The organism is Aliivibrio sp. SR45-2 (assembly GCF_963890165.1).
Classification (GTDB): domain Bacteria; phylum Pseudomonadota; class Gammaproteobacteria; order Enterobacterales; family Vibrionaceae; genus Aliivibrio; species Aliivibrio salmonicida.
The window spans coordinates 59,883-83,328 of the sequence record NZ_CAWPRC010000172.1 but is presented as its reverse complement, the minus strand read 5'-3'; the positions used below and the strand labels follow the sequence as shown (position 1 = coordinate 83,328).

Sequence of the window (23,446 nt, the reverse complement as noted above, 5' to 3'; positions counted from 1 at the left end):
AATTTGAATATAAAATGTACACTTGATGCAAATATTGGCCTTAATCTCTCTTTATTGTTCTAATTTGTTACTGCGCTTTTGCCTCTTTTTCTCCCATTTGATATAACTACGCCCTACTTATTTAAAAGAGCATTCTGACTTGAGCCACATCCGATATTATCGTCTTCTAAAATCTTGCCTGGTTATTTCTACGCTTGTATTTACCTTAACGGGTTGCCAAGTAGAATCAGAACCAAAAACAAAACTAGAGCAAGTAAGAGAACGTGGCATCTTAAGAGTCAGTACATTAAACAATCAACTCTCTTATTATATTGGCTCGAACGGTCCTACAGGGCTTGATTATGATCTTGCGAAAGCCTTTGCTGAAAAGCTAAATGTAAAATTAGAAATCACGCCTGCTTATACGTATTCAGGTTTATTCCCAGCGCTAAACCGCAACGAAGTCGATATTGTTGCCGCTAATATGACCATTACCCCTGAACGTCTAGAAAACTTTCGTACCGGACCAATTTATTATTATGTGAGTCAACAGGTCGTATATAAAAAAGGGAACTGGCGCCCTCGAAATATCAAAAACCTCACAGAATTAGATGAAAACTTAACGATTGTGAAAGATTCTAGTTTTGAAGGCACTTTATTAAAATTAAAAGAAAAATATAAAAAATTAGAATGGTCTACAGAAGATAATACGGATGTAAGTGAACTATTAAAACAAGTCGCACGCGGTGAAATACATTACACCTTAGCCGATTCGGTTGAGCTGTCTCTTACCCAACGAATTCATCCCGATCTCGCTGTCGCTTTTGAGTTAACCGAAGATCAACCTATCGCTTGGTTCTTACAAAAAACAGAAGACGATAGCCTTCAGGCATTATTGATTGAGTTTTTTGGTGAGCTAAAAAGCAGTGGTAAATTAGCATTACTAGAAGAAAAATATTTTGGTCACGTAGAAACGTTCGATTACGTTGATACACGTGCTTTCATTCGTTCACTAGAAAGTAAGTTACCGAAATGGGAACCTTTATTTAAAAAATACGCAGGGGATTTTGATTGGCGTTTCTTAGCCGCTCTCTCATACCAAGAGTCACATTGGAACCCTATTGCTAAATCTCCTACAGGTGTGCGAGGCATGATGATGCTCACCTTACCAACGGCTCAATCTGTTGGGGTTAAAAATCGATTAGACCCAGAAGAAAGCATTCGCGGGGGAGCTGAGTATTTACGTCGTATAGTAAAACGTGTACCAGATTCCATTACCGAACATGAGAAAATTTGGTTTGCCTTAGCGTCTTATAACATTGGTTTCGGACACATGATGGACGCCCGTCGTTTAACACAACGATTAGGGGGCGATCCTAATTCATGGACAGACGTAAAAGACAATTTGCCTTTGTTACGCCAGAAACGTTATTACAAATACCTTCGCTATGGATTTGCTCGTGGTGATGAAGCTCAAAACTACGTTGAAAACATCCGTCGTTATTACCAAAGTATTATTGGTTATGAACAAGAACAAGCAAACAAATTAATCCAAGAAGATATCACCGTTGAAGATTTAACTGTCATTGATGTTCCATTGTCATCAGCAACGTCTACGGCAAGCCACGCAGTTTCAAGTCAGTAATTTGTTACTGTATAAAAAAGGCATTAGGATGATAACGGCTGACTCGATGAGAACGTTCATATAACGGTAACAATTACCACATACTCTGAGCTAAATAGATTAGAAAATCACTCGAATTAAGGGTAAGTGATTAACCTTAATTTTTTGCTTGTTAAATGGAAGGGGGATCAATGATCTCTAATAGAAGAAAACTAAAAACACAAACCTCGCTTAGGGGAAGTACTCAGCGTCGACGTAAATTATTAAATAACCATAAAAAAGTACTTCATCGCCAACGCACTTATGCACTGTCTCTTTTTGATGAAAATGAAGCTCTCTTTTGTCGTTAATTACCTTTATTCCTCCTTTGTTAACGTACTTTAAAAAGGCAAATTAACCGTGAACTTGCCTTTTTGTCTCTGCTTTCTGTTATTTACTCTCTAATTCGTCTTTCTTTTCAGCCTCTCGCTGCAATTGTTTCTCTTCTTTTTTCTCTTTTCGTCTACGCTTAAAAAAAGCTTGTAGCTGTTCACGACACTCATCAGCCATTAATCCAGATTCACACTCAACAAAATGAAAAGCAGTGGCTGCTGTAAACAAATTAATGACACTGCCTGATGCCCCTGTTTTTAAATCCGCTGCACCAAAAACAACCTGTTTAATTCGACTCTGTACGATGGCGCCAGCACACATTGGACAAGGCTCAAGAGTGACATATAACGTCGCGTTAACCAGCCGATAGTTCTTAACGGTTTGCCCTGCTTGCTTAATCGCCATCATCTCAGCGTGAGCGGTAGCATCATGAGTTCCAATTGAACGGTTCCAGCCCTCTCCTATTATCTCGCCATCTAGCACAATAACGGCACCAACAGGAACTTCACCTTCACCTTCTGCGATTGAGGCAAGCTCTATCGCTCTTTGCATATAGAACGTCGCGTTCTTATTCTCGTCTAAATCTACCATTCTATTCTGCTAACTCTTTTGCTAAGAACTCAACCAATAAACGAACTTTTGTTGAAAGGTGTCGATTGTTGGGATATACCGCCCAAATACCTTCTTTAGGCTCTCTATATGGAACCAGTATTTCGACTAATTCCCCTTTATCCATTGATTCTTGAACATAAAAATCAGGCAGCTGAACAATGCCTAATCCTTTTAAAGCAGCATTCGTTAGGGCTGCGCCACTATTACAATGAACCGATCCCTTTACTCTTACACTTTTTTCTTTTTTATTTTCAATGAATCGCCAAATAGGCAAACTGCCAACTAAACAATTATGCTGAGAGAGTTCAGACAAGGTATGTGGTTCACCATATTTTTCAATATAAGCAGGCGATGCACATACTCGTACTTGTCGGCTAGATAAGCGTTTTGCCATCATTGTTGAATCACTTAATCGACCTAAACGAATCGCCAAATCAAAATCTTGCTCAACGAGATCGAACGTTTGATTTGATAACACAAGTTCAAGTTCAAGTTGCGGATACATGAGCATGAAATCGCTAAGCAATGGCGCGATAAGTTGCTCACCATACGTGACTGATGACGTAATTTTTAAACGCCCTTGAGGGGTCGCATTTAATTCGGTAATCGCTCTATCTGCTTGTTTTAAGCCTTCAACTAAATGACGACAATGTTGATAATAAGTTTGTCCAGCTTCTGTTACAGATACTTTTCGAGTCGTTCGTATTAAAAGTTTTATCGATAAACGTTCTTCTAATGCCGCGACTTTACGACTAATTTGTGCAACTGAAGTCTCTAATGCTTTTGCTGCACCAGTAAAACTTTGTGCTTCTGCTACGGCAACAAATTCTGTTACCCCTTCCCAATTAATCACTCGCTGATACTCCGTACTTATTATTACACAACAGTAAAAATAACTTTTATTATACCGCGATTATCACAAATAATGAACTGCTCATAATGACCACTAACAAAACAATAAACGAAAATAAAAGTAATACTAAGCTTGAAGAATTACCTTAATCTATGCGGCTCTGCATAGAAATAAATAGACCAATATAAAAATAGATTTTGCCCTACTTTCTGCGTTTGCTTAAACGTGACTAAAAACATCGTCTCTCCAATTCCCCCAAAGGATAAATGATTATTGCGGAATATTTTGTCATTACTATTGCCATTTTGCCCCAATAAAAGAAACATATACTTTTTCAAAGACCGTATTTTAGGTCACGTCGGTTAACCTCTTTCCTTATCGCTTCAAATTTATGCAATACAGGCAATACATACTCAAGTATAAAATGAATGTTATTTTGAAGATGCAGCATTCAAATACTCTTTTTCCTATAAATTGATTCAATACGCTTATTTAATTCTAAATTAAGACTAATATTCACTCTATTGACTGCTATTTTATAGATAAAATAATGATTACAGGCTGAAAACACGTTTATTATTACATTTTAGTAAAAATCATTTTCATTTTAGGGGGATTATCAATTCTCATGGAATGCTTATACTAGGCACATCAAAACGAGACAGCGAAATTAAAATTCAACTACGCTTTAGTTGACTGCTGATTCAACCAATTAAAAGGAAAACCCAATGGCTCTTGATATTAAACCTGATCAAACACACATCAAATCTAAAGCAATGGTAGCTTGGGCTGCTGGCGAACCGCTAAAAATGGAAGAAGTTGATGTACAACTTCCTAAAGCGGGCGAAGTATTGGTTCGCATTGTTGCTACTGGCGTGTGTCACACTGATTTATTCACTCTTTCTGGCGATGATCCAGAAGGTATCTTCCCATCAATCCTAGGCCATGAAGGCGGCGGTATTGTTGAGATGATCGGCGAAGGCGTAACAAGTGTTGCTATTGGCGACCATGTTATCCCTCTTTACACGGCGGAATGTGGTGTATGTAAGTTCTGTACTTCTGGCAAAACGAACCTTTGCCAAGCGGTTCGTGAAACTCAAGGGAAAGGCTTAATGCCTGATGGAACTAGCCGCTTCTCTATTAATGGCGAAACTATCTTCCATTACATGGGTTGCTCTACGTTCTCTGAATTCACGGTTCTTCCTGAGATTTCATTAGCGAAAGTATCTAAAGAAGCGCCGCTTGAAGAAGTTTGTCTTCTAGGTTGTGGTGTAACTACAGGTATGGGTGCAGTTCTTAACACGGCTAAAGTTGAAAAAGGCGACACGGTTGCTGTATTCGGTCTTGGCGGTATTGGTCTTTCAGCTATCATCGGCGCAAAAATGGCCGGAGCAAGTCGCATCATCGGTGTGGACTTGAACGAAAGCAAATACGAACTGGCTAAGAAATTAGGTGCGACTGATTGCATCAACCCAACAAAATTCGATAAGCCAATTCAAGAAGTGATTGTTGAAATGACGGACGGTGGCGTGGATTACTCTTTTGAGTGTATCGGTAACGTGAACGTCATGCGTGCAGCACTTGAGTGTTGTCACAAAGGTTGGGGAGAATCAATCATCATCGGTGTTGCTGGTGCTGGTCAAGAGATCTCAACTCGTCCATTCCAACTTGTGACTGGTCGTGTATGGCGTGGTTCTGCATTCGGTGGCGTTAAAGGCCGTACTGAACTTCCAGGTATCGTTGACCGTTACATGCAAGGTGAGTTCGCTCTTGATGACTTCATTACTCACACTATGGGCCTTGCGGATGTAAACGCAGCGTTCGACTTAATGCACGAAGGTAAATCTATCCGTACTGTTCTACATATGGATAAATAATAAATTCGGTTCTAGCTCAAACTGCTAGAGCCAATTTTTACTTGCTCCCATCTTCTATGTTGGTGGGAGTAATTTATAGATGACTTTTTGATTTTAAAGTGCTTTCCCGTAAAAGAAAAAGCAACACTGCCTCATTTTTACGCGGGTGGCGTAGCAATGAATTAAATAGCAATACCTCTTTTTTCTTTACTTCAAAGCACTTTAAAATCAATCAGTAGACTCCACATTCTATGCAGTGCTCTCACTGATATGAATAACACATAATAAGGGCTCACCATGACAATCGAAAACATCAGCCAAGCCAAAGTTGCCGGTGGTTGGCACAAACAATATACACATACATCGTCAACATTAAATTGTGATATGCGCTTTGCAATTTATCTGCCAGCAAACGCGTCTGAAACGAATCCTGTACCTGTTTTATATTGGTTATCTGGCTTAACTTGTACTGATGGAAACTTCATGCAAAAAGCAGGGGCATTCAAAAAAGCAGCTGAACTAGGTATTGCGATTGTTGCAATGGATACTAGCCCTCGCGGCGAAGACGTAGCTGATGATGCCGAAGGTGCTTACGATTTTGGTCTGGGTGCAGGGTTCTATTTAAATGCGACGCAAGCGCCATGGAATCGTCATTATCATATGTATGATTATGTAACTAAAGAGCTGCCTTCTCTTATTGAAGCGCACTTCCCTGTTTCAAGCAAAAAATCGATATCGGGTCATAGCATGGGCGGACACGGTGCAATTACGATTGGATTGAAAAACCAAGAGGCGTATCAGTCTATTTCTGCATTTAGTCCAATATCTAATCCTATTAATTGCCCTTGGGGTCAAAAAGCATTGGGGCTATATCTTGGTGAAAATAAAGAAGATTGGAAGGAATACGACAGCTCTGAACTTCTTAAAAAAGGGTCTAAATTACCAATTTTAGTTGACCAAGGTGAAGCGGATGGCTTTTTAGAAGAGCAATTAAAGCCAGAATATTTATTGGCCTCAGCACAACTGTCAGGTGCCAATCTTGAAGTTAGAATGCAACCAGGCTATGACCACAGCTACTTCTTTATTTCTACCTTCATTGATGAGCACTTAGAATTTCACGCGGCTTATTTAAACGCCTAGCTTTCCCTAAAGAACCAATATAAAAAAGCCCTGAGAACTCTCATTCTCAGGGCTTTTTTGTCACTAATACAAATTAACCAGGAAGGTTATAAGTGTACGGTGCTTGAATACCCAGTGGGATACCAAGTGCCCAATACGCTAGTAAGAAGATTGTCCAACCAATAAGCATCGCAATAGAAAAAGGCATCATAAGTGAAGCCAATGTACCGATGCCCGTCGACTTAACGTAACGTTGACAGTAAACCACCACTAGCGGGAAGAATACCATCAGAGGTGAAATAATGTTTGATACAGAATCACCCACACGATATGCCGCTTGAGACAGCTCAGGTGAAATACCAACACCCATTAGCATTGGAACCAGTACAGGACCAATTAGTGCCCATTTAGCGGAGGCCGAACCAATAAGTAAATTAACAAAAGCGGTTAGTAAAATCATACCAACAATCGTTAGTTGCCCTGGAAGGTCAAGCGCCTTCAAGAAATCAGCACCGTACATAGCTAAAATAGTACCGATGTTTGATTGACTAAATGCCACTAAGAATTGCGCACAGAAGAATGACATAACCATGTATGCCCCCATTGTCCCCATTGTCTCTGACATCGCTTTGATTACATCATTACTGCTCTTAAATTTACCAGAAACACGTCCAAAAACGATACCCGGGATAACAAACAGAATAAAAATCAATGGAACAATAGACTTCATTAGCGGCGCAGAGAACGACGTAATTTCGCCTTCTGGTGAACGAAGTGCTGAATCTTCAGGATAGATAAGCGCAATTAATAATGCGATACCAGCAACCATAGCCCAGCCTGCATATTTAAACGCTTTTGATTCGATTTCAGTAAAAGAACCAAGATCTGGCGCTTCTTCTGCATCTTTATCTACTGGCGTATTTGCTAAACGTGGTTCAATGATTTTCTCTGTCACATACCAACCAATAGCAACAATCAGTACAGAAGAAAGTCCAGTAAAGAAAATATTCGCTAATGGATTAACAACATACGATTGGTCCAGTACTTGAGCGGCCGTTTGTGTAAAGCCTGCCAATAATGGATCAATACCTGATGGAATAAAGTTAGCAGAAAAACCACCTGATACACCCGCAAATGCAGCGGCAATACCCGCTAACGGATGGCGACCCGCCGCGTGGAAAATGATACCACCTAGTGGGATAACTAATACATAACCTGCATCCGCTGCTGTGTGTGACACAATCGCAACAAGAATAAGCATTGGTGTAAGTAATTTAGCTGGAGTGAAGTTCAGCATTTTCTTTAGGCCAGTTTGAATAAAACCCGAAGAATCTGCGACACCAACACCTAGCATTGCAACCAGTACAATACCTAAGGGTGCAAAGCTAGTAAAATTAGTGACCATTGTTGCTAAAAAGTTCGCTAAAGAATCACCAGTTAAAAGGTTTTTCACCTGAACCGCATCTTGGGTTACAGGGTGAATTAGATCAAAGTTAATCTGTGATAATAGCGCTGAAAGCCCCCAAACAATTAAAAGGCCCCAGAAAAAAAGTAAAGCAGGATCTGGAATTTTATTACCTACTCGTTCAATAGTGTTTAGAAAACGGTCCATAGCACTAAGCTTTGGTGCCTTCTCTGCTGATTGGTTACTCATTCATAATTCCATATTAGTAAATGTTGTATTTAAAGATAAAGAGATTTAATTTTTTTTATTCTTTATCTATTCCTTTGCTAAATCAGTGTAAACCAGATATTGCCAAGAAAAGCTTAATACATTGCATTTTCACCACTATGGAAATGTTTAATTTGTAAATCAATGTTTCACCGAAACATATCACTAACAAATTTAATAATCACATCACAATAGAAACAAAAAAAGCGCCTTTCGGCGCTTTCTGTTTATTTGATATACATTAGCAGATTAAGTGAAAATTATTCCCACTCAATCGTTGCTGGCGGCTTACCAGAAATATCGTAAACAACGCGAGAGATACCGCCAACTTCATTGATAATACGGTTAGATACTTTACCTAAGAAATCGTATGGTAAATGTGCCCAATGCGCAGTCATAAAATCAATGGTTTCTACCGCACGTAGAGAAACAACCCAATCGTATTTACGACCATCGCCCATTACGCCAACAGAGCGTACCGGTAAGAATACAGTGAATGCTTGAGATACTTTATTGTAAAGATCGGCATTATGAAGTTCTTCAATAAAGATCGCATCAGCACGACGAAGTAAATCACAGTACTCTTTCTTAACTTCACCAAGAACACGTACACCTAGACCAGGTCCAGGGAACGGGTGACGATAAAGCATATTGTATGGAAGACCTAATTCTAAACCAATCTTACGAACTTCATCTTTAAACAATTCACGTAACGGTTCAACAAGACCCATTTCCATGTCATCAGGTAGGCCGCCAACGTTATGGTGAGATTTAATAACGTGTGCTTTACCCGTTTTAGACGCCGCAGACTCGATAACATCTGGATAAATGGTCCCTTGAGCTAACCACTTAGCATTTGATAATTTCTTAGACTCTTCGTCAAAAATATCAACAAACACATGACCAATGATCTTACGCTTAGCTTCTGGATCTGATTCACCACTAAGAGCGGTTAAGAAACGTTCTTCAGCTTCAACATGAATGATCTTAAGACCAAAGCCTTCACTGAACATTTCCATCACTTGTTCTGCTTCATTTAAACGAAGTAAACCGTTATCAACAAATACACACGTTAGTTTGTCGCCAATCGCACGGTGAGCAAGCATCGCAACCACAGATGAATCAACACCACCAGAAAGACCAAGGATAACTTCATCGTCACCCACTTGTTCTTTAATGCGAGCAATGGCATCTTCAATGATTGATGCAGAAGTCCACAGACCTTCACAACCACATACATTAAGAACAAAGTTCTCAAGCATTTTTAGGCCATTTTTAGTGTGTGTTACTTCTGGATGGAATTGAACACCGTAGTATTTCTTCTCTTCGTTTGCCATTGCAGCGTAAGGACACGTTTCTGTCTCTGCAATTTTTACGAAATCAGATGGGATCTCAACAACTTTATCACCGTGGCTCATCCAAACATCTTGAGTTGCTTCAAGATCTTTAAACAACGCTGATTCGCCAGTTACTTGAACTGCAGCATAGCCAAACTCACGCTCAGTAGACGTTGCTACTTTACCACCAAGTTGCTCTGCCATTGTTTGCATGCCGTAACATACGCCGAATACAGGAACACCAGAATCAAATACATATTGAGGAGCACGTGGAGAGTTTGCTTCTGTCACACTTTCTGGACCACCAGATAAAATGATGCCATCAGGATTGAAGTCACGGATATCCGATTCTTCTACATCCCAGCTCCAAAGCTCACAGTAAACACCAATCTCACGGATACGACGCGCAACAAGCTGCGTGTATTGAGAACCAAAATCTAAAATAAGAATGCGTTGAGCGTGGATATTAGTCGTCATTAGTCTTTCTCAAAAAGTCATTTATTTAGTGTGGTTTTACTATAAAACCACACGCTTAAAATTGAATTTGGTACAAAGTATTTTTCTCATATTTCAAAGCAGAATCACTCGAACTCGAAGAGAAGGTACAACATTTACAATGTGCAAACGAGTACCTTTAACAACGAAACCGTAAGGTTCTACAAAAACTGAGAAAAATTAACCTAGGCGCTTTTTCTAACCTAAACGGTAGTTTGGTGCTTCTTTTGTGATCTGAACATCATGTACGTGCGATTCTTTCATACCCGCACCTGAGATTCGTACAAATTCTGCTTTAGTACGCATATCTTCAATCGTTGCAGAACCCGTTAGGCCCATGCTTGAGCGTAAACCACCCATTTGTTGGTGAACGATCTCTTTTAGACGACCGCGATACGCGATACGACCTTCAATACCTTCTGGTACAAGTTTGTCGGCTGCATTATCTGATTGGAAGTAACGGTCTGAAGAACCTTGAGACATTGCACCAAGAGAACCCATACCACGGTAAGATTTGTATGAACGACCTTGGTAAAGAATAACTTCACCCGGCGCTTCTTCAGTACCAGCAAACATTGAGCCAACCATGACACATGATGCGCCGGCAGCGATTGCTTTACAGATATCACCAGAATAACGAATGCCACCATCTGCAATAACAGGAATGCCGTGAGCATTTGCCACTTCAGCTGCGTCTGAAATTGCAGTAATTTGAGGAACACCAACACCAGTTACAATGCGAGTAGTACAAATTGAACCAGGGCCAATACCGACTTTAACCGCACTTACGCCAGCATCGATTAATGCTTGAGCGCCTAAACCAGTCGCAACGTTACCACCGATGATTTGTAGATCAGGGAAAGCAGCACGAGTTTCACGAATACGTTGTAAAACGCCTTCTGAGTGGCCGTGTGATGAATCGATAAGTAGAACGTCAACACCTGCTTCAACAAGAGCAGCAACACGCTCTTCGTTACCAGCACCCGCACCAACAGCAGCACCAACACGTAGACGACCACGTTCGTCTTTACATGCATTCGGTTTACGTTCTGCTTTATGGAAATCTTTTGCTGTGATCATACCAGTTAGTTGGAACTCATCGTTCACTACCAATACTTTCTCAACGCGAGCTTCATGCATTTTCTCTTGAACTTCTTCACGAGTTGCGCCTTCTTTAACAGAAGCTAAGCGTGATTTTGGCGTCATTACAACGTCAACTTTCTTAGATAAGTCTGTTACGAAACGCACATCACGACCAGTAATGATACCAACAAGTTCGTTAGTTTCAGTTACTACAGGGAAGCCAGCAAAACCGTGTTTTTCAGTCAGATCTTTCACATCTTGAATAGTTGCGTCAGGACGAACGGTTACTGGAGCAGAGACAACGCCTGCTTCAAAGATTTTTACTAAGCGAACTTCTTCAGCTTGCTGTTCAATTGACATATTTTTGTGGATAAAACCGATGCCACCCTCTTGCGCTAACGCAATAGCAAGACGCGCTTCTGTCACGGTATCCATTGATGCTGAAATCATTGGGATATTTAGAGAGATGCTCTTCGTTAACTGAGTGCGAATATCAGCGGTGTTAGGAAGAACAGTAGAGTGTGCTGGGACGAGTAAAACGTCATCGAAGGTTAAAGCTTCTTTTGCGATTCGTAGCATTTGCAATATCTCACAACATAAGGTGTTAAAAGAAATAAATCCCACTTTATCGTTTCGCATAATAAAGTGTTTTGGATTTGATATTGCAGACGGATTATACGCACCGCGCAAACGCTTGGCTAGACATTTATTTGTTTTTAATTTGCAATTACCCCCTTGATATGTATTATATTGCCGCTAATTCCTATATTCATGTCTAAGGCATTCTCATGTCTCTCGATTCTAATCCCCGCATCTTTACAGTCTCCCGATTGAATTCTGAAGTTCGTTTATTATTAGAAAATGAAATGGGAATTGTTTGGCTTGTTGGTGAAGTGTCTAACCTTACGATGCCCGTTTCTGGCCATTGGTATCTCACTCTTAAAGACAGCCAAGCTCAAGTCAAATGTGCCATGTTTAAAGGCAATAATCGTCGCGTAACGTTTAAACCTCAAAATGGTAAGCAAGTACTTGTTAAAGCTCGTCTCTCTTTGTATGAGCCTCGTGGTGACTATCAGTTAATCATTGAAAGCATGCAAGCTGAAGGGGATGGTCGTCTTCAACAAGAATTCGATCACTTAAAAATGTCATTAGCCGCTGAAGGCTTATTCGCTCAGACCGCTAAAAAGGCCTTACCAGAGCAACCGAAATGTGTCGGTATTATTACGTCTAAAACAGGCGCGGCTCTTTTTGATATTTTAAACATATTAAAACGACGAGATCCAAATCTTCCTGTCATCATTTATCCAACCTTAGTTCAAGGCACAAATGCCGCAATTCAAATAGCACAAGCCATTGGACGAGCAAATAGCCGTAATGAGTGTGATATTTTGATCGTTGGACGTGGAGGCGGTTCATTAGAGGATCTTTGGTGCTTTAATGAAGAAATTGTGGCAAGAACCATTGCTGCCAGTCAGATACCAATAGTTAGTGCTGTAGGTCATGAAATCGATGTCACTATCGCCGATTTTGTTGCCGATGTACGTGCTCCAACACCTTCTGCTGCGGCTGAACTAGTGAGTCGAGATCTCTCTTCTCAATTGCAGATAATCTCGCATCAAAAACGTCGTTTACGCAGTGCTATTGAACGCTATTTATCCCAACAACAAAAACGACTTTCAACATATCAATTTAGAATTGAAAAACAACATCCTCAACTTCAATTAAATACACAAAGCCAACGTTTAGACGATCTTAATCAACGCTTAGAAAGTCATATGCAACAGCGACTAGAGCGTAATCAGCATAAGATAGAAAACCTTTCTTTACGTCTTAGTAATTTATCTCCCGCAAGAAAAGTACACCAAGATAAGCAACGTATAGAGACATTAAAGCGTCGTCTTTTAGATTCAATGGACAGAAACTTACTAATGCAACGTCATCAGCTTGCTTTAGCTGCTGAAAAACTGGATACCGTAAGCCCTCTTGCAACATTAAAGCGAGGCTATTCAATTACACGTAATGCATCAGGCAGTCTCATAACATCAACTCAGCAGGTTCATACTGGTGATACCATTACAACCCGCTTTGTTGATGGTGAAGTACAATCAATAGTCGATAAGTAACTTACTGCTTATCGCTTAATTGTACTAACTCAGTCTTTACTCGTGATTTTGACTTCAGCTCATTACACTCATGGCAGAAATAATTTGCTGCACCACAGGCGTTAAGCTTTTCCATTTCTTTATTGCAGTCAGGACAATGCGCGATTTTTTTAAAATCAACCTGACAAAAATCACAATGATAACCCTCTTTCTGCCAGCGTAATTCTGATTGGCAGCTTGGGCATTGATTTACTTGCATCACTTACTTCCTCTACGACTATTCACTTTAAACAAATGCAGATCTTTGCGCTTATAGGGATCTGATCAGCGATCATCCCCTTTAAGAACATTTATATAACCACACCCCGAAAGCATTAGTTACATATGCTGTATTTCAATTTAAAACGATATAAAAAACCAATGATGATATGCAGAACACAAAGATCCAGTACATCAATCAGAGAACAAGAAGACTCTTCCAGTTGAATTACCTTTAATTACGTAAATAACAGAGCGTACTCTACACTTCATGTAATTTCGATTTATGCATTCCTATTATCGCTTTATGGACTGCGTTATCATCAATAATTCTTGCTTATCTTGAACTTGTAGTTGCACCTTAATTTCTTGATATTCATCAAATGAAGCAACATGTGTTCCACCACAAGGCAATTTTGCAATACCATCTATACCAAAATCAGCAATCCAATAACGTGAGTCTGTTAACGCTTTACCATCACACTCCATGCTTACCTTACTGCCTAATGATAACCATTCTTTAATCTGTTGGTTTATTTGATGCTCAATAGCAGAAAGATCATCTAGCATTTCAACGCTGTTTAATCCACGCTTACGAAGTGTTTTACCTAAACGATAAATGTCTTCACAATGGTCTTCTGTTACAAAACTTGTAACTTGGGCGTAGTTATTAAAATTGTAATGACCTAATTCATCTTTTCTGTCTGCATCTTTACGCCAATACTTAGCATGAAGCGCTTTATTTAATGCAAGATAGGCAATATGGCCTGCACTGTGTCCTCGGCTTAATGCTTTTTGATGTTCTTCATCAACCGTTAACTCAATGCTATCACCAAGAGAAACGGGCACTGCACTTTCAACTAAATGAGCAACAACAAACACCCAACCCTCTTCACCTCGTTTAATCGGTATTTCTTTATTGGTGTATAGAGTACCCGTCGATAATTCAATAGCAGCAGTATGACAAGCAAGTACTGGGTATTCATTTGAACGAGTACTAATCGTTCCTTTATCTTCAGGATGATCTGGCCAAATATGACTAACAGGGTGAAAAGGCGTTTCTTTCACAACAAGCCATTGGCCTTGTTCTGTTTTTTTAATTAATTGAATTTCAGAAGTGTGTTGCCACGTTTGATGACAGAATAAAACATCCGTTGAAAAGAATTGAGTCATGATTTTTACCTAAAAAAAACGCCCAATTAATTGGGCGTTTATCGTTTAGTTGAATTTATTTTTTATTGCGGTTTTTAACAGCACCAACAAGACGTTTACGTTGACGCTCTTGAGACAATGTTAATTTGCCACCGCGATCTTCAAATGGGTTTTCGCTGTTCTGGAACTGAATACGAATTGGCGTACCCATGATTTCTAATGATTTACGGAAGTAGTTCATTAAGAAACGTTTGTAAGAAGAAGGTAATTCTTTTACTTGGTTACCGTGAATAACGATAAGTGGTGGGTTATAACCACCTGCGTGCGCGTATTTCAATTTCACACGACGGCCACGAACCATTGGCGGTTGGTGATCATCTTGAGCCATCTTCATAACACGAGTAAGAACAGATGTACCTACACGCTTAGTTGCAGAAACATAAGCTTCTTGTACTGATTCATATAAATGACCAACACCCGTACCATGCAATGCAGAAATAAAGTGAAGACGAGCAAAGTCAACAAAACCTAAACGGCGGTCTAGTTCTGATTTTACTTTCTCTTTAACTTCATTATTCAATCCATCCCACTTATTAACAGCAATAACTAAAGAACGACCCGCGTTCAATGCAAAGCCTAACAAGCTTAGATCTTGATCTGAAATATTTTCACGCGCATCAATAACCAATAAAACAACGTTAGCATCTTCGATTGCTTTCAATGTTTTGATTACTGAGAATTTTTCAACGGTTTCATTGATACGACCGCGACGACGAACACCCGCAGTATCGATCAGTACATATTCTTGACCTTCACGCTCCATTGGAATGTAAATAGAGTCACGAGTTGTACCTGGCATATCGTAAACAACCACACGCTCTTCACCTAAAATACGGTTAATTAGCGTTGATTTACCTACGTTAGGACGACCGATAATGGCAAGTTTGATTGGTTGATCTTGAAGACGAGCAAAATCTTTCTCTGCATCTTCTTCTGTAAGATCTTTTTCTTCGTCTTCAAAATCTTCAAATTCAGTCAGATCAGTAATCTCACCGTTTTCATCTCTTAAAGATTCTTCAACAAGCTCTTCCATAAAAGGAGCAAGAGCAAGCTCAAGCAGAGAAGTAACACCACGACCGTGTGAAGCAGCGATTTGGTATACTTTACTCATACCTAATTGCCAAAACTCAGCACTTGCCGCATCTGCATCAATACCATCAATCTTGTTTACTACTAAGAATGTTGGTTTTTCACGAGAACGTAAGTGTTTTGCTATCGCTTCATCAGATGATGTCAAACCAGCACGGCCATCAACCATAAATAGTACAACATCAGCTTCTTCAATCGCAGCTAATGACTGTTCAGCCATTTTAGTTTCAACACCTTCTTCTGTTCCATCAATACCGCCGGTATCGATTAGAATGAATTCTTGCTCTTCTAACTTAGCTCGACCATATTTACGGTCACGCGTTAAGCCTGGAAAGTCCGCAACTAATGCATCCCTTGTGCGTGTAACACGGTTAAACAGCGTCGACTTACCAACATTTGGACGCCCTACCAGAGCAACAACAGGAATCATATATACCTCTTAATTTAATCATAGGCATAGCGCGAGCTAATACCAATTTGATGATAGTTTTTTTAATATGAACGGATAAAAACCATCACCAAATTGGATTATCTTTCACTATCTAAAAACAATAAAAGGCTCCAAAGTCAGAAGGACTTGGAGCCAATTCACAATTATAGCAAATAAAACTTATTTAATTCGCATTTTTTTGATATCGCCTTCACGTGTAACAATTAGGAAACTATCCCCAACCACTATCGGTGAAACCGCAATACCATCGCTGTCAATTTCTTGTTGTGAAACAAACAAACCACTTTCTTTATCTAGCCAATGCAAATAACCTTCGTTATCCGCTAAAACTACATAATTATCGATGATAATTGGTGATGTTAACTGGCGATACTCTAGCTCTTTATTGTTCCAAAGCTCAGTACCACTTCGTGCATCGACGGCAACAACATGATCTTTTTCTGTTACTAGGAAAAGGCGCTTTCCATCCGTAGACATATCCATGGCAGAAGAATAATTACGCTTCCACGCAGGTTGACCAGTACGAAGATCTAACGCAATCAACTGTCCGTTATAGCCAATAGTATATAAACGTCCACCAAGGATTAATGGCGATGAATCGACATCAACAAGGCGATCTATTTCAGTCGCTCCTTTTGGTGTTCCTACTGGTTGTTGCCACAACAATTGACCTTTAGACATCAATGCTGCTGCTAAACGTCCATTAGACATTCCCCAAAAGACACCACCAGATATACTGACAGGAGCACTGTCACCACGAAGTGTTAAGCTAGGAACTTCACTGTTAATTTCCCACTTTTCGGTTCCGGTTTCCGCATCAAATGCAACCAAAGCCCCACGACTGGTATGAACGATTACATAACCTTCGTCCGCTAATGGTTTAGCAATAACTTCACCATCGACTTTCTCACGCCAAAGCTCTTCACCGGTTTCTGCATCAAGAGTGATAATCTCTCCATTTTCAGAACCAATGAATACTTTTCCATAAGTCAGCGTCAGACCGCCAGATAATCGAGCAGTATCATCTTGTTCTAAATCTTGTTCCCAAATGGTTTTACCATTTTTAGGGTCAAGCGCTTTAACAAGACCATCTCGACTTGCGACATAAATCTTATCGTAAGCATATGCAGGTGTTAAACGTGAAAAATAATGTCCAACACCATCACCAATTGAACTTGTCCATTCCGTTGTTGGTTCAAATTGATTCTGAACAACAGGAACAGGTGCCATTACGATTGTATCTTCTTCACTCGCACAACCAACAAGCATGGAGAAACCAAAGGTACATAATGCCGCTTTTTTTAACACCTTACGCATTCAGTTGTCCTTACTCAGCTAAGTCGTCCAATTTCATTTGAACAGATGGATTCATGCCATCTTGAAGTGACTCTGTATATTCAGAACGAGCGGTTGCAATATCACCTTGACTCAGTGCAATGTCGCCTTTCAATTCTGCAACACGAGCAGACCAGCTTGTTGATTTAACACCAGCTAATGTAGTAAGTGCAGCATCAAACTTATTTTGTTCCGCTTGAATACGAGCAGCACGAACTTGAGCCATTGCGACTAATGCATCATCTTTACTGTTGTTTGAAATCCAAATCAACTGTTCTAATGCGGCATCTAATTGATTCGCTTCAACTTGAACTTTAGCTAACTGAAGTGCTGCCAATGCGGCATATTCACTTTTCGCATGTGCTGCAATAAAAGTTTGAGTCGTTTCTTCAGCTTTAGCTCCAGAGGTGTGCAATGCCGTCAATGTTCTTTCGTAACCTGCAGAAGCCGTTTCTTTCGCAGTCACTTGCATTGATTGGTAATATTTCCAACCTAGAATCGCACCAATACCAACAACGCCACCAATTACGACAGCCTTGCCATTTTCTTTCCACCAACTTTTAATGGCTTCAACTTGTTGTTCTTCAGTTTCGTAGGCTTCCACGTCCTATCCTCTTAAATCAATTCTGCTAATTTTGCGAATACGTCTGCTTGAGCGAATGTCTCTTGCTCACCAGTACGTAAATCTTTTACGTTTACAGTTAGCTCTGCAACTTCACTCTCACCTAAAATAAGAGCTACCGCTGCACCCGCATTGTCTGCACGTTTAAATTGCTTTTTAAAATTACCACCACCGAAGTGACACATTACTCGTAATCCAGGAACCTGTTCACGCAGTCGTTCAGCCAGTTTCATACCAGTCATTAATGTGTCTGCTCCAGAAGTCACCATATAAACATCAACCGAGCGGCGTACGTCTGTTAATTCTAATGTTTCCATTAAAAGAACTAAACGTTCAAGACCCATAGCAAAGCCAACTGCCGGAGTCTCTTTTCCACCTAATTGCTCAACTAATCCATCGTAACGACCACCAGCACATACCGTACCTTGAGCGCCTAAACTTTCAGTTACCCACTCAAAAACAGTACGGTTATAATAATCTAAACCACGAACTAAGCGTTCATTAACTTGATATTGGATGCCAGCAGCGTCAAGTAGTTCACATAATCCAGAAAAATGTGCTTTTGAATCATCATCTAAATACTCAGACAGCTTAGGTGCATCGCCTAAAATAGCTTGTACTGCTGGGTTTTTAGTATCAAGAACACGCATTGGATTAGTGTACATACGACGCTTACAATCTTCATCCAAGATATCTAAATATTGTTCTAGGAATTCAATTAACACCACACGATAGTTAGCACGAGCTTCTAATGAACCAATTGAGTTAAGCTCTAAATGAACGTGCTTATCAATACCTAGCTCACGCCACAAGCGTGCTGTCATCATGATAAGTTCAGCATCAACATCTGGACCATTTAGACCAAATACTTCAACACCAACTTGATGAAATTGACGGTAACGACCTTTCTGAGGGCGTTCATGACGGAACATTGGTCCCATGTACCATAAACGTTGTTCTTGGTTGTACAACAAACCATTCTCAATCCCTGCACGTACACAACCTGCAGTACCTTCTGGACGAAGCGCTAAGCTATCACCATTACGGTCGTCAAACGTATACATTTCTTTTTCAACAACGTCTGTAACTTCACCGATAGCACGCTTAAATAGATGCGTCTGTTCAACAATCGGCATGCGAATTTCGCTATAGCCATACGCACTAATAACGCGTTTTACGCTGTCTTCTACTTTGTGCCACAATGGCGACTGTGTTGGAAGGCAGTCATTCATGCCTCGAATTGCTTGGATTGCTTTAGCCACGTTCACTTCCCAATGGGTTTTATTTATATCTGGATATTAATCAGTCGATCTGATTAATATCAATTTGATTTTCTTTTGATAACATCGCTGCTTTTGCACGGATCCTAGCTTCTAGCTTATCCACGATATTGTCGTTATCAAAACGTTCTTTTTGACGAATGCCATCTTCATAGAATGCACTTTTACGATAACTTCCCGCAATTCCCATATGAGACACTTCCGCCTCGCCTGGGCCATTAACGACACAACCAATCAAAGATACGTCCATTGGTGTGATTAAGTCTTCTAAACGCTGTTCAAGCTCATTAACCGTAGCAATAACATCAAACTCTTGACGAGAACAGGTTGGGCACGCAATAAAATTAATACCACGAGAACGAATTCGTAATGATTTTAATATGTCAAAACCAACTTTGATCTCTTCAATAGGATCTGCCGCTAGCGAAATACGTAATGTGTCGCCAATGCCTTCTGATAATAATAAACCCAAACCAACGGCTGATTTAACAGAACCCGCACGAGCACCACCTGCCTCGGTAATTCCAAGGTGCAATGGTTGCACTATCTGTTTTGCTAGCAAACGATAAGAATCGACAGCTAAAAAGACATCAGAAGCTTTGACACTGACTTTGAACTGATCAAAGTTCATACGATCTAATATATCGACATGGCGCATTGCGGACTCTAGTAATGCTTCTGCTGTCGGTTCTTTATATTTAGCTTGAATGTCTTTTTCTAATGAACCGCCATTCACACCAATACGAATCGGAATATTATTATCTCTTGCACAATCGACAACAGAACGAATTCGTTGTTCATTACCAATATTACCGGGATTAATACGTAAGCAATCCACGCCATATTCCGCAACTTTTAATGCAATACGATAATCAAAATGGATATCAGCAACTAATGGAACCGAAACCTGTTGTTTAATCAACTTAAAGGCTTCTGCCGCATCCATTGTTGGCACTGAAACACGAACAATATCAGCGCCGACTTTTTGAAGTGCATTAATTTGTGCAACGGTAGCAGCAACATCAGTTGTTAACGTATTCGTCATAGACTGAACAGCGATTGGTGCGCCATCACCAATAGGAACATTACCCACATAAATGCGAGTAGATTGGCGACGTTTAATTGGAGACTCTATATGCATGGAATCAACTCATTATTGAGGTAAAGTTAGTCGTGCAACTTTACCGGCAGGATATGCAGATAAATTAACAGGTTTGCCTTTGTAGCTTAACGTGACCGCATTTGGAGCGCCAATCACCAACTCATAAGGTGCTTTGCCTGTTAATTTTAATGTTTGATTTGATTTCTTAACACCTGAATACAAACGATTGTTTGCGGCGTCTTTCACTTGAAGCCAGCAATCACTATTGAATGTAATTACAACATCATCAGTAATAATTGCTTCTTGTGCTTGCTCTGATACTGTCGGCGTTTCAATCGAATCAGTCGCTTCATCAGTAACGGTTGTTTCAGCTAAAGGGGCAGTCACTGTATCAGAACTTTCTAATGTATCAATTCCGTCATCAAGTGCCACTGCACTTTCTGTTGAGCTATCAGCTAACTCATCGACAATAACCGCTTCTTCTTTATTTATCTCTTCAACATGAGACGTCGCTTCTGCGGTTTCAAATTGAGCTTGTTCTTGCCACCACCACAGTACAGACATACTTAGAATAAGCGCAAAAATAACCCATGTTAGCTTCATAATACGGTTATCATGTTTTTCTCTTTTTGTTTTACGAGAAAAACTTTGCATATCGTGTTCTTCAATTTGCGCTTTACCCAGTATATCTAACCCATTCAATACCGCCATTTCTGGAACATTAACGGCTTTTGCATATGAGCGATAATAACCACGAGTAAATGTGGCAAGTTTTCCCATATCAAACTGATCAGCTTCTATCTGCTCGAGAACTTCTACACGCAGTCGTAAGCGCGCTGAAATATCTTCTAACGTTAGATTTGATTCTTCACGAGCGTTTTTTAATAACTGCCCTGGAGCGATAATGGTTTCAATGTTGTCTTCTGTATGTTCAATAGTCATGATTTATATAGGTCTGATATTCTTTGGAGTCCGGATATTTTTGTCCCAAAATGTTTGCATATTTAGTAACCAAATGTGCATTGCCTGCTTTTTTTTCTAATTCTATGAGTAAGCTTAGGCTAACGGGTTTATATCCGTACTTCTTATTAAATTTAAACAGCGAAATCCTCGGTTCTGAATAGTTGCCTTCATCAATATTCAATTTAGCCAATTGAAGGGTGGAACGAACTCGATGGGGATCGTGAGCGAGTGAACGCTCAAAATACGTTTTTGCTGTTACGTTATCTCCACTACTTAGGGCGCACATCGCTGCATTTTCATAGCTTGCTGACACTAAATAGTAGTAAGGTTGTTCAATTGCCAGAGTAAACTTTTGCTGTGCTTCCTCATAACGGCCTTTTCTACAGAGAAAAACCCCGTAGTCGTTTAATACATTACCATTTTTTGATGAATAACGTAATGCTCGTTTGTAAGCCTTTTCAGCTAATTCATTTTCTTCTACTTGTTGATAATAATAAGCGAGGGAAGTTTGAGAGCGGTAGTAGTCAGGAGCATATTGTGCAGCCAGTTCCAAATTCTCACGGGCCTTCATCATATTGCCCGCATTTAAGTAACCTAATCCGAGAGTAATTCGAGCTTCGGAAGCTCGAATTATCTCATCGTCGGTCATCTCATCGGCTTCATTAACCGTGACACAACCGGCACTGGTTAACAATCCAATTGCTAACCATGCTGCACTCCATTTTATCATTCTGCTTTCCCTTGCTGTAATACATCAAGATTAAACAGTTTTTACAGGGATAGCCTCACCTTGCTGTTTAACTTGAGTGCGTTTAGTTCTATCGATTACATCACCGACCAATTGACCACAAGCGGCATCAATATCATCACCACGAGTTCTACGAACCGTTACCGTAAAATCGTATTCCATCAATGTCTTCATGAATCGATCGATACGTGAATTACTTGGCTTTTTGTATGGTGACCCAGGATATGGGTTAAATGGAATCAAATTAATCTTTGCCGGAGTATCTTTTAGCAATTCTGCGAGTTGTCTTGCATGATCCATATCGTCATTTATATGATCTAAAAGTACGTACTCTACCGTTACACGACCACGGTTAGCATTTGATGATGCTATGTATTCACGAACACACGCTAAAAACGCTTCAATATTCCAACGATCATTAATTGGCATGATCTCACTGCGCAATTTATCCGTAGGTGCATGAAGAGAAATAGCTAAAGCAACATCAACTTTGCCGATCATTTGTTCTAAGCCAGAAACAACACCTGATGTAGATACAGTGACACGACGTTTAGACAAACCAAAACCTAGATCATCAAGCATAATATCTAATGATGGAATTAGATTTTTCATATTAAGCAATGGTTCACCCATGCCCATCATTACGACATTCGTAATTGGACGGCGACCCGTTTCTTTTTCTAAACCAATTTCACGAGCTGCACGCCAAATTTGACCGACAATTTCAGAAACTTTAAGGTTACGGTTAAAGCCTTGTTGTGCTGTTGAGCAGAATGTACAAGCAAGTGCACAGCCCACTTGAGAAGATACGCATAAGGTTGCGCGATCACCATCAGGGATATAAACCGTCTCAACATCTTGATCGCCTACTTTCATCGCCCATTTGATGGTGCCATCAACTGAATGCTGAGCTTCAGATACGTAGGGTGCTCGAATTTCACATTTCTGCTTTAGCTTTTCACGAAGCTTTTTGTTGATGTTGTTCATTTGATCGAAGTCATCACAACCAAAGTGATACATCCACTTCATGATTTGATCTGCTCGGAAGGCTTTCTCTCCTAATTCCTCAGAAAAAAATGCTCGAAGTCCTTTACGATCAAAGTCCAGTAGATTGGTTTTAGTTGTAGTCATGTTGCCTCTCTGATAAATAACATCACCGCTAATATGGGCGCAGAATTGTACAAGCTTTGAGAGGATATTACTAGAGTTTCAGGCATGAGAGCCGTTAGGAGGGAGTTCATTTAACAATAAAAAGGTTATCGTATTTATCGTTCTGTTATCT

General features: G+C 40.0%; 20 protein-coding genes. 5 read left to right on the top strand and 15 right to left on the bottom strand.

Annotation, left to right across the window (positions count from 1 at the left end; all coding sequences use genetic code 11):
- Positions 1–139 precede the first annotated feature (139 nt).
- Both mltF and AACV33_RS15480 read left to right on the top strand, forming a co-directional pair.
- Entirely contained in the window at positions 140–1,624 is a 1,485-nt protein-coding gene (gene mltF / locus AACV33_RS15485) for a membrane-bound lytic murein transglycosylase MltF (protein WP_182699408.1), read from the top strand.
- 170 nt (positions 1,625–1,794) lie between these two features.
- Positions 1,795–1,953, top strand: coding sequence for a hypothetical protein (locus AACV33_RS15480; protein WP_158007247.1), 159 nt, complete (start codon positions 1,795–1,797; stop codon positions 1,951–1,953).
- Between the two features lie 79 nt (positions 1,954–2,032).
- Here AACV33_RS15480 and tadA read toward each other — a convergent pair whose 3' ends face one another.
- Together tadA and AACV33_RS15470 are read right to left on the bottom strand one after the other, a co-directional pair.
- Positions 2,033–2,566 (bottom strand): tRNA adenosine(34) deaminase TadA, encoded by a 534-nt coding sequence (gene tadA, locus AACV33_RS15475; protein ID WP_182699407.1) that lies wholly within the window; start codon positions 2,564–2,566, stop codon positions 2,033–2,035.
- 1 nt (position 2,567) lies between these two features.
- Entirely contained in the window at positions 2,568–3,440 is an 873-nt protein-coding gene (locus AACV33_RS15470) for a LysR substrate-binding domain-containing protein (protein WP_017023027.1), read from the bottom strand.
- Positions 3,441–4,168: 728 nt separating this feature from the next.
- On the opposite strand from AACV33_RS15470, the gene AACV33_RS15465 reads away from it, so the two are divergent.
- Positions 4,169–5,317 carry an S-(hydroxymethyl)glutathione dehydrogenase/class III alcohol dehydrogenase gene (locus AACV33_RS15465; protein ID WP_017023025.1) on the top strand — a complete coding sequence of 383 codons (1,149 nt, stop codon included), beginning with the start codon at positions 4,169–4,171 and terminating at the stop codon, positions 5,315–5,317.
- A gap of 276 nt (positions 5,318–5,593) precedes the next feature.
- The gene (gene fghA / locus AACV33_RS15460) at positions 5,594–6,436 is read left to right on the top strand and encodes an S-formylglutathione hydrolase (RefSeq protein WP_182699406.1); all 843 of its coding nucleotides are present in this window, start codon (positions 5,594–5,596) and stop codon (positions 6,434–6,436) included.
- Between the two features lie 73 nt (positions 6,437–6,509).
- Here fghA and AACV33_RS15455 read toward each other — a convergent pair whose 3' ends face one another.
- From AACV33_RS15455 to guaB, 3 genes are all read right to left on the bottom strand, one after another.
- Positions 6,510–8,069, bottom strand: coding sequence for an AbgT family transporter (locus tag AACV33_RS15455; RefSeq protein WP_023603705.1), 1,560 nt, complete (start codon positions 8,067–8,069; stop codon positions 6,510–6,512).
- 278 nt (positions 8,070–8,347) lie between these two features.
- Positions 8,348–9,901, bottom strand: a complete 1,554-nt coding sequence (gene guaA / locus AACV33_RS15450) for a glutamine-hydrolyzing GMP synthase (protein WP_017023022.1) — start codon at positions 9,899–9,901, stop codon at positions 8,348–8,350.
- Between the two features lie 216 nt (positions 9,902–10,117).
- The gene (gene guaB, locus AACV33_RS15445) at positions 10,118–11,581 is read right to left on the bottom strand and encodes an IMP dehydrogenase (RefSeq protein ID WP_017023021.1); all 1,464 of its coding nucleotides are present in this window, start codon (positions 11,579–11,581) and stop codon (positions 10,118–10,120) included.
- Between the two features lie 209 nt (positions 11,582–11,790).
- Between guaB and xseA the strand changes: the two genes are divergently transcribed.
- Positions 11,791–13,125 carry an exodeoxyribonuclease VII large subunit gene (gene xseA, locus AACV33_RS15440; protein WP_182699405.1) on the top strand — a complete coding sequence of 445 codons (1,335 nt, stop codon included), beginning with the start codon at positions 11,791–11,793 and terminating at the stop codon, positions 13,123–13,125.
- 1 nt (position 13,126) lies between these two features.
- Here the strand turns inward: xseA and AACV33_RS15435 are convergent, their stop codons facing one another.
- The 10 genes from AACV33_RS15435 to AACV33_RS15390 all read right to left on the bottom strand — a co-directional run bounded on the left by AACV33_RS15435 (position 13,127) and on the right by AACV33_RS15390 (position 23,295).
- Positions 13,127–13,363, bottom strand: coding sequence for a zinc ribbon domain-containing protein (locus tag AACV33_RS15435; protein ID WP_017023019.1), 237 nt, complete (start codon positions 13,361–13,363; stop codon positions 13,127–13,129).
- Between the two features lie 296 nt (positions 13,364–13,659).
- On the bottom strand, positions 13,660–14,535 hold the full coding sequence (locus AACV33_RS15430) for an alanyl-tRNA editing protein (RefSeq protein WP_182699404.1): 876 nt from the start codon (positions 14,533–14,535) through the stop codon (positions 13,660–13,662).
- 55 nt (positions 14,536–14,590) lie between these two features.
- Positions 14,591–16,093: a ribosome biogenesis GTPase Der gene (gene der, locus AACV33_RS15425; protein ID WP_012549538.1), complete on the bottom strand. Its 1,503-nt coding sequence runs from the start codon at positions 16,091–16,093 to the stop codon at positions 14,591–14,593.
- A 180-nt stretch (positions 16,094–16,273) separates the two neighbouring features.
- Positions 16,274–17,431, bottom strand: coding sequence for an outer membrane protein assembly factor BamB (gene bamB / locus AACV33_RS15420; protein ID WP_012549537.1), 1,158 nt, complete (start codon positions 17,429–17,431; stop codon positions 16,274–16,276).
- A 10-nt stretch (positions 17,432–17,441) separates the two neighbouring features.
- Positions 17,442–18,053 carry a YfgM family protein gene (locus tag AACV33_RS15415; RefSeq protein WP_012549536.1) on the bottom strand — a complete coding sequence of 204 codons (612 nt, stop codon included), beginning with the start codon at positions 18,051–18,053 and terminating at the stop codon, positions 17,442–17,444.
- 11 nt (positions 18,054–18,064) lie between these two features.
- Positions 18,065–19,333 carry a histidine--tRNA ligase gene (gene hisS / locus AACV33_RS15410; RefSeq protein ID WP_182699403.1) on the bottom strand — a complete coding sequence of 423 codons (1,269 nt, stop codon included), beginning with the start codon at positions 19,331–19,333 and terminating at the stop codon, positions 18,065–18,067.
- A gap of 40 nt (positions 19,334–19,373) precedes the next feature.
- Positions 19,374–20,492: a flavodoxin-dependent (E)-4-hydroxy-3-methylbut-2-enyl-diphosphate synthase gene (gene ispG / locus AACV33_RS15405; protein WP_012549534.1), complete on the bottom strand. Its 1,119-nt coding sequence runs from the start codon at positions 20,490–20,492 to the stop codon at positions 19,374–19,376.
- Between the two features lie 12 nt (positions 20,493–20,504).
- Complete coding sequence (locus AACV33_RS15400; RefSeq protein ID WP_023603709.1) at positions 20,505–21,395, bottom strand: RodZ domain-containing protein; 891 nt, start codon at positions 21,393–21,395, stop codon at positions 20,505–20,507.
- Positions 21,385–22,146 carry a type IV pilus biogenesis/stability protein PilW gene (pilW, locus tag AACV33_RS15395; RefSeq protein WP_012549532.1) on the bottom strand — a complete coding sequence of 254 codons (762 nt, stop codon included), beginning with the start codon at positions 22,144–22,146 and terminating at the stop codon, positions 21,385–21,387. The genes AACV33_RS15400 and pilW overlap by 11 nt, the downstream gene beginning before the upstream one ends.
- A gap of 30 nt (positions 22,147–22,176) precedes the next feature.
- Positions 22,177–23,295, bottom strand: a complete 1,119-nt coding sequence (locus AACV33_RS15390; protein ID WP_023603710.1) for a bifunctional tRNA (adenosine(37)-C2)-methyltransferase TrmG/ribosomal RNA large subunit methyltransferase RlmN — start codon at positions 23,293–23,295, stop codon at positions 22,177–22,179.
- Between the last annotated feature and the right edge of the window lie 151 nt (positions 23,296–23,446).

What these genes read in the sequence shown, in the direction of transcription:
- AACV33_RS15480 (WP_158007247.1), top strand. Translation starts at nt 1,795, where the DNA reads ATGATCTCTAATAGAAGAAAACTAAAAACACAAACCTCGCTTAGGGGA.
- tadA (WP_182699407.1), bottom strand. Translation starts at nt 2,566, where the DNA reads ATGGTAGATTTAGACGAGAATAAGAACGCGACGTTCTATATGCAAAGA.
- AACV33_RS15465 (WP_017023025.1), top strand. Translation starts at nt 4,169, where the DNA reads ATGGCTCTTGATATTAAACCTGATCAAACACACATCAAATCTAAAGCA.
- fghA (WP_182699406.1), top strand. Translation starts at nt 5,594, where the DNA reads ATGACAATCGAAAACATCAGCCAAGCCAAAGTTGCCGGTGGTTGGCAC.
- AACV33_RS15455 (WP_023603705.1), bottom strand. Translation starts at nt 8,069, where the DNA reads ATGAGTAACCAATCAGCAGAGAAGGCACCAAAGCTTAGTGCTATGGAC.
- guaA (WP_017023022.1), bottom strand. Translation starts at nt 9,901, where the DNA reads ATGACGACTAATATCCACGCTCAACGCATTCTTATTTTAGATTTTGGT.
- guaB (WP_017023021.1), bottom strand. Translation starts at nt 11,581, where the DNA reads ATGCTACGAATCGCAAAAGAAGCTTTAACCTTCGATGACGTTTTACTC.
- xseA (WP_182699405.1), top strand. Translation starts at nt 11,791, where the DNA reads ATGTCTCTCGATTCTAATCCCCGCATCTTTACAGTCTCCCGATTGAAT.
- AACV33_RS15435 (WP_017023019.1), bottom strand. Translation starts at nt 13,363, where the DNA reads ATGCAAGTAAATCAATGCCCAAGCTGCCAATCAGAATTACGCTGGCAG.
- AACV33_RS15430 (WP_182699404.1), bottom strand. Translation starts at nt 14,535, where the DNA reads ATGACTCAATTCTTTTCAACGGATGTTTTATTCTGTCATCAAACGTGG.
- der (WP_012549538.1), bottom strand. Translation starts at nt 16,093, where the DNA reads ATGATTCCTGTTGTTGCTCTGGTAGGGCGTCCAAATGTTGGTAAGTCG.
- bamB (WP_012549537.1), bottom strand. Translation starts at nt 17,431, where the DNA reads ATGCGTAAGGTGTTAAAAAAAGCGGCATTATGTACCTTTGGTTTCTCC.
- ispG (WP_012549534.1), bottom strand. Translation starts at nt 20,492, where the DNA reads ATGCATATAGAGTCTCCAATTAAACGTCGCCAATCTACTCGCATTTAT.
- AACV33_RS15400 (WP_023603709.1), bottom strand. Translation starts at nt 21,395, where the DNA reads ATGACTATTGAACATACAGAAGACAACATTGAAACCATTATCGCTCCA.
- pilW (WP_012549532.1), bottom strand. Translation starts at nt 22,146, where the DNA reads ATGATAAAATGGAGTGCAGCATGGTTAGCAATTGGATTGTTAACCAGT.
- AACV33_RS15390 (WP_023603710.1), bottom strand. Translation starts at nt 23,295, where the DNA reads ATGACTACAACTAAAACCAATCTACTGGACTTTGATCGTAAAGGACTT.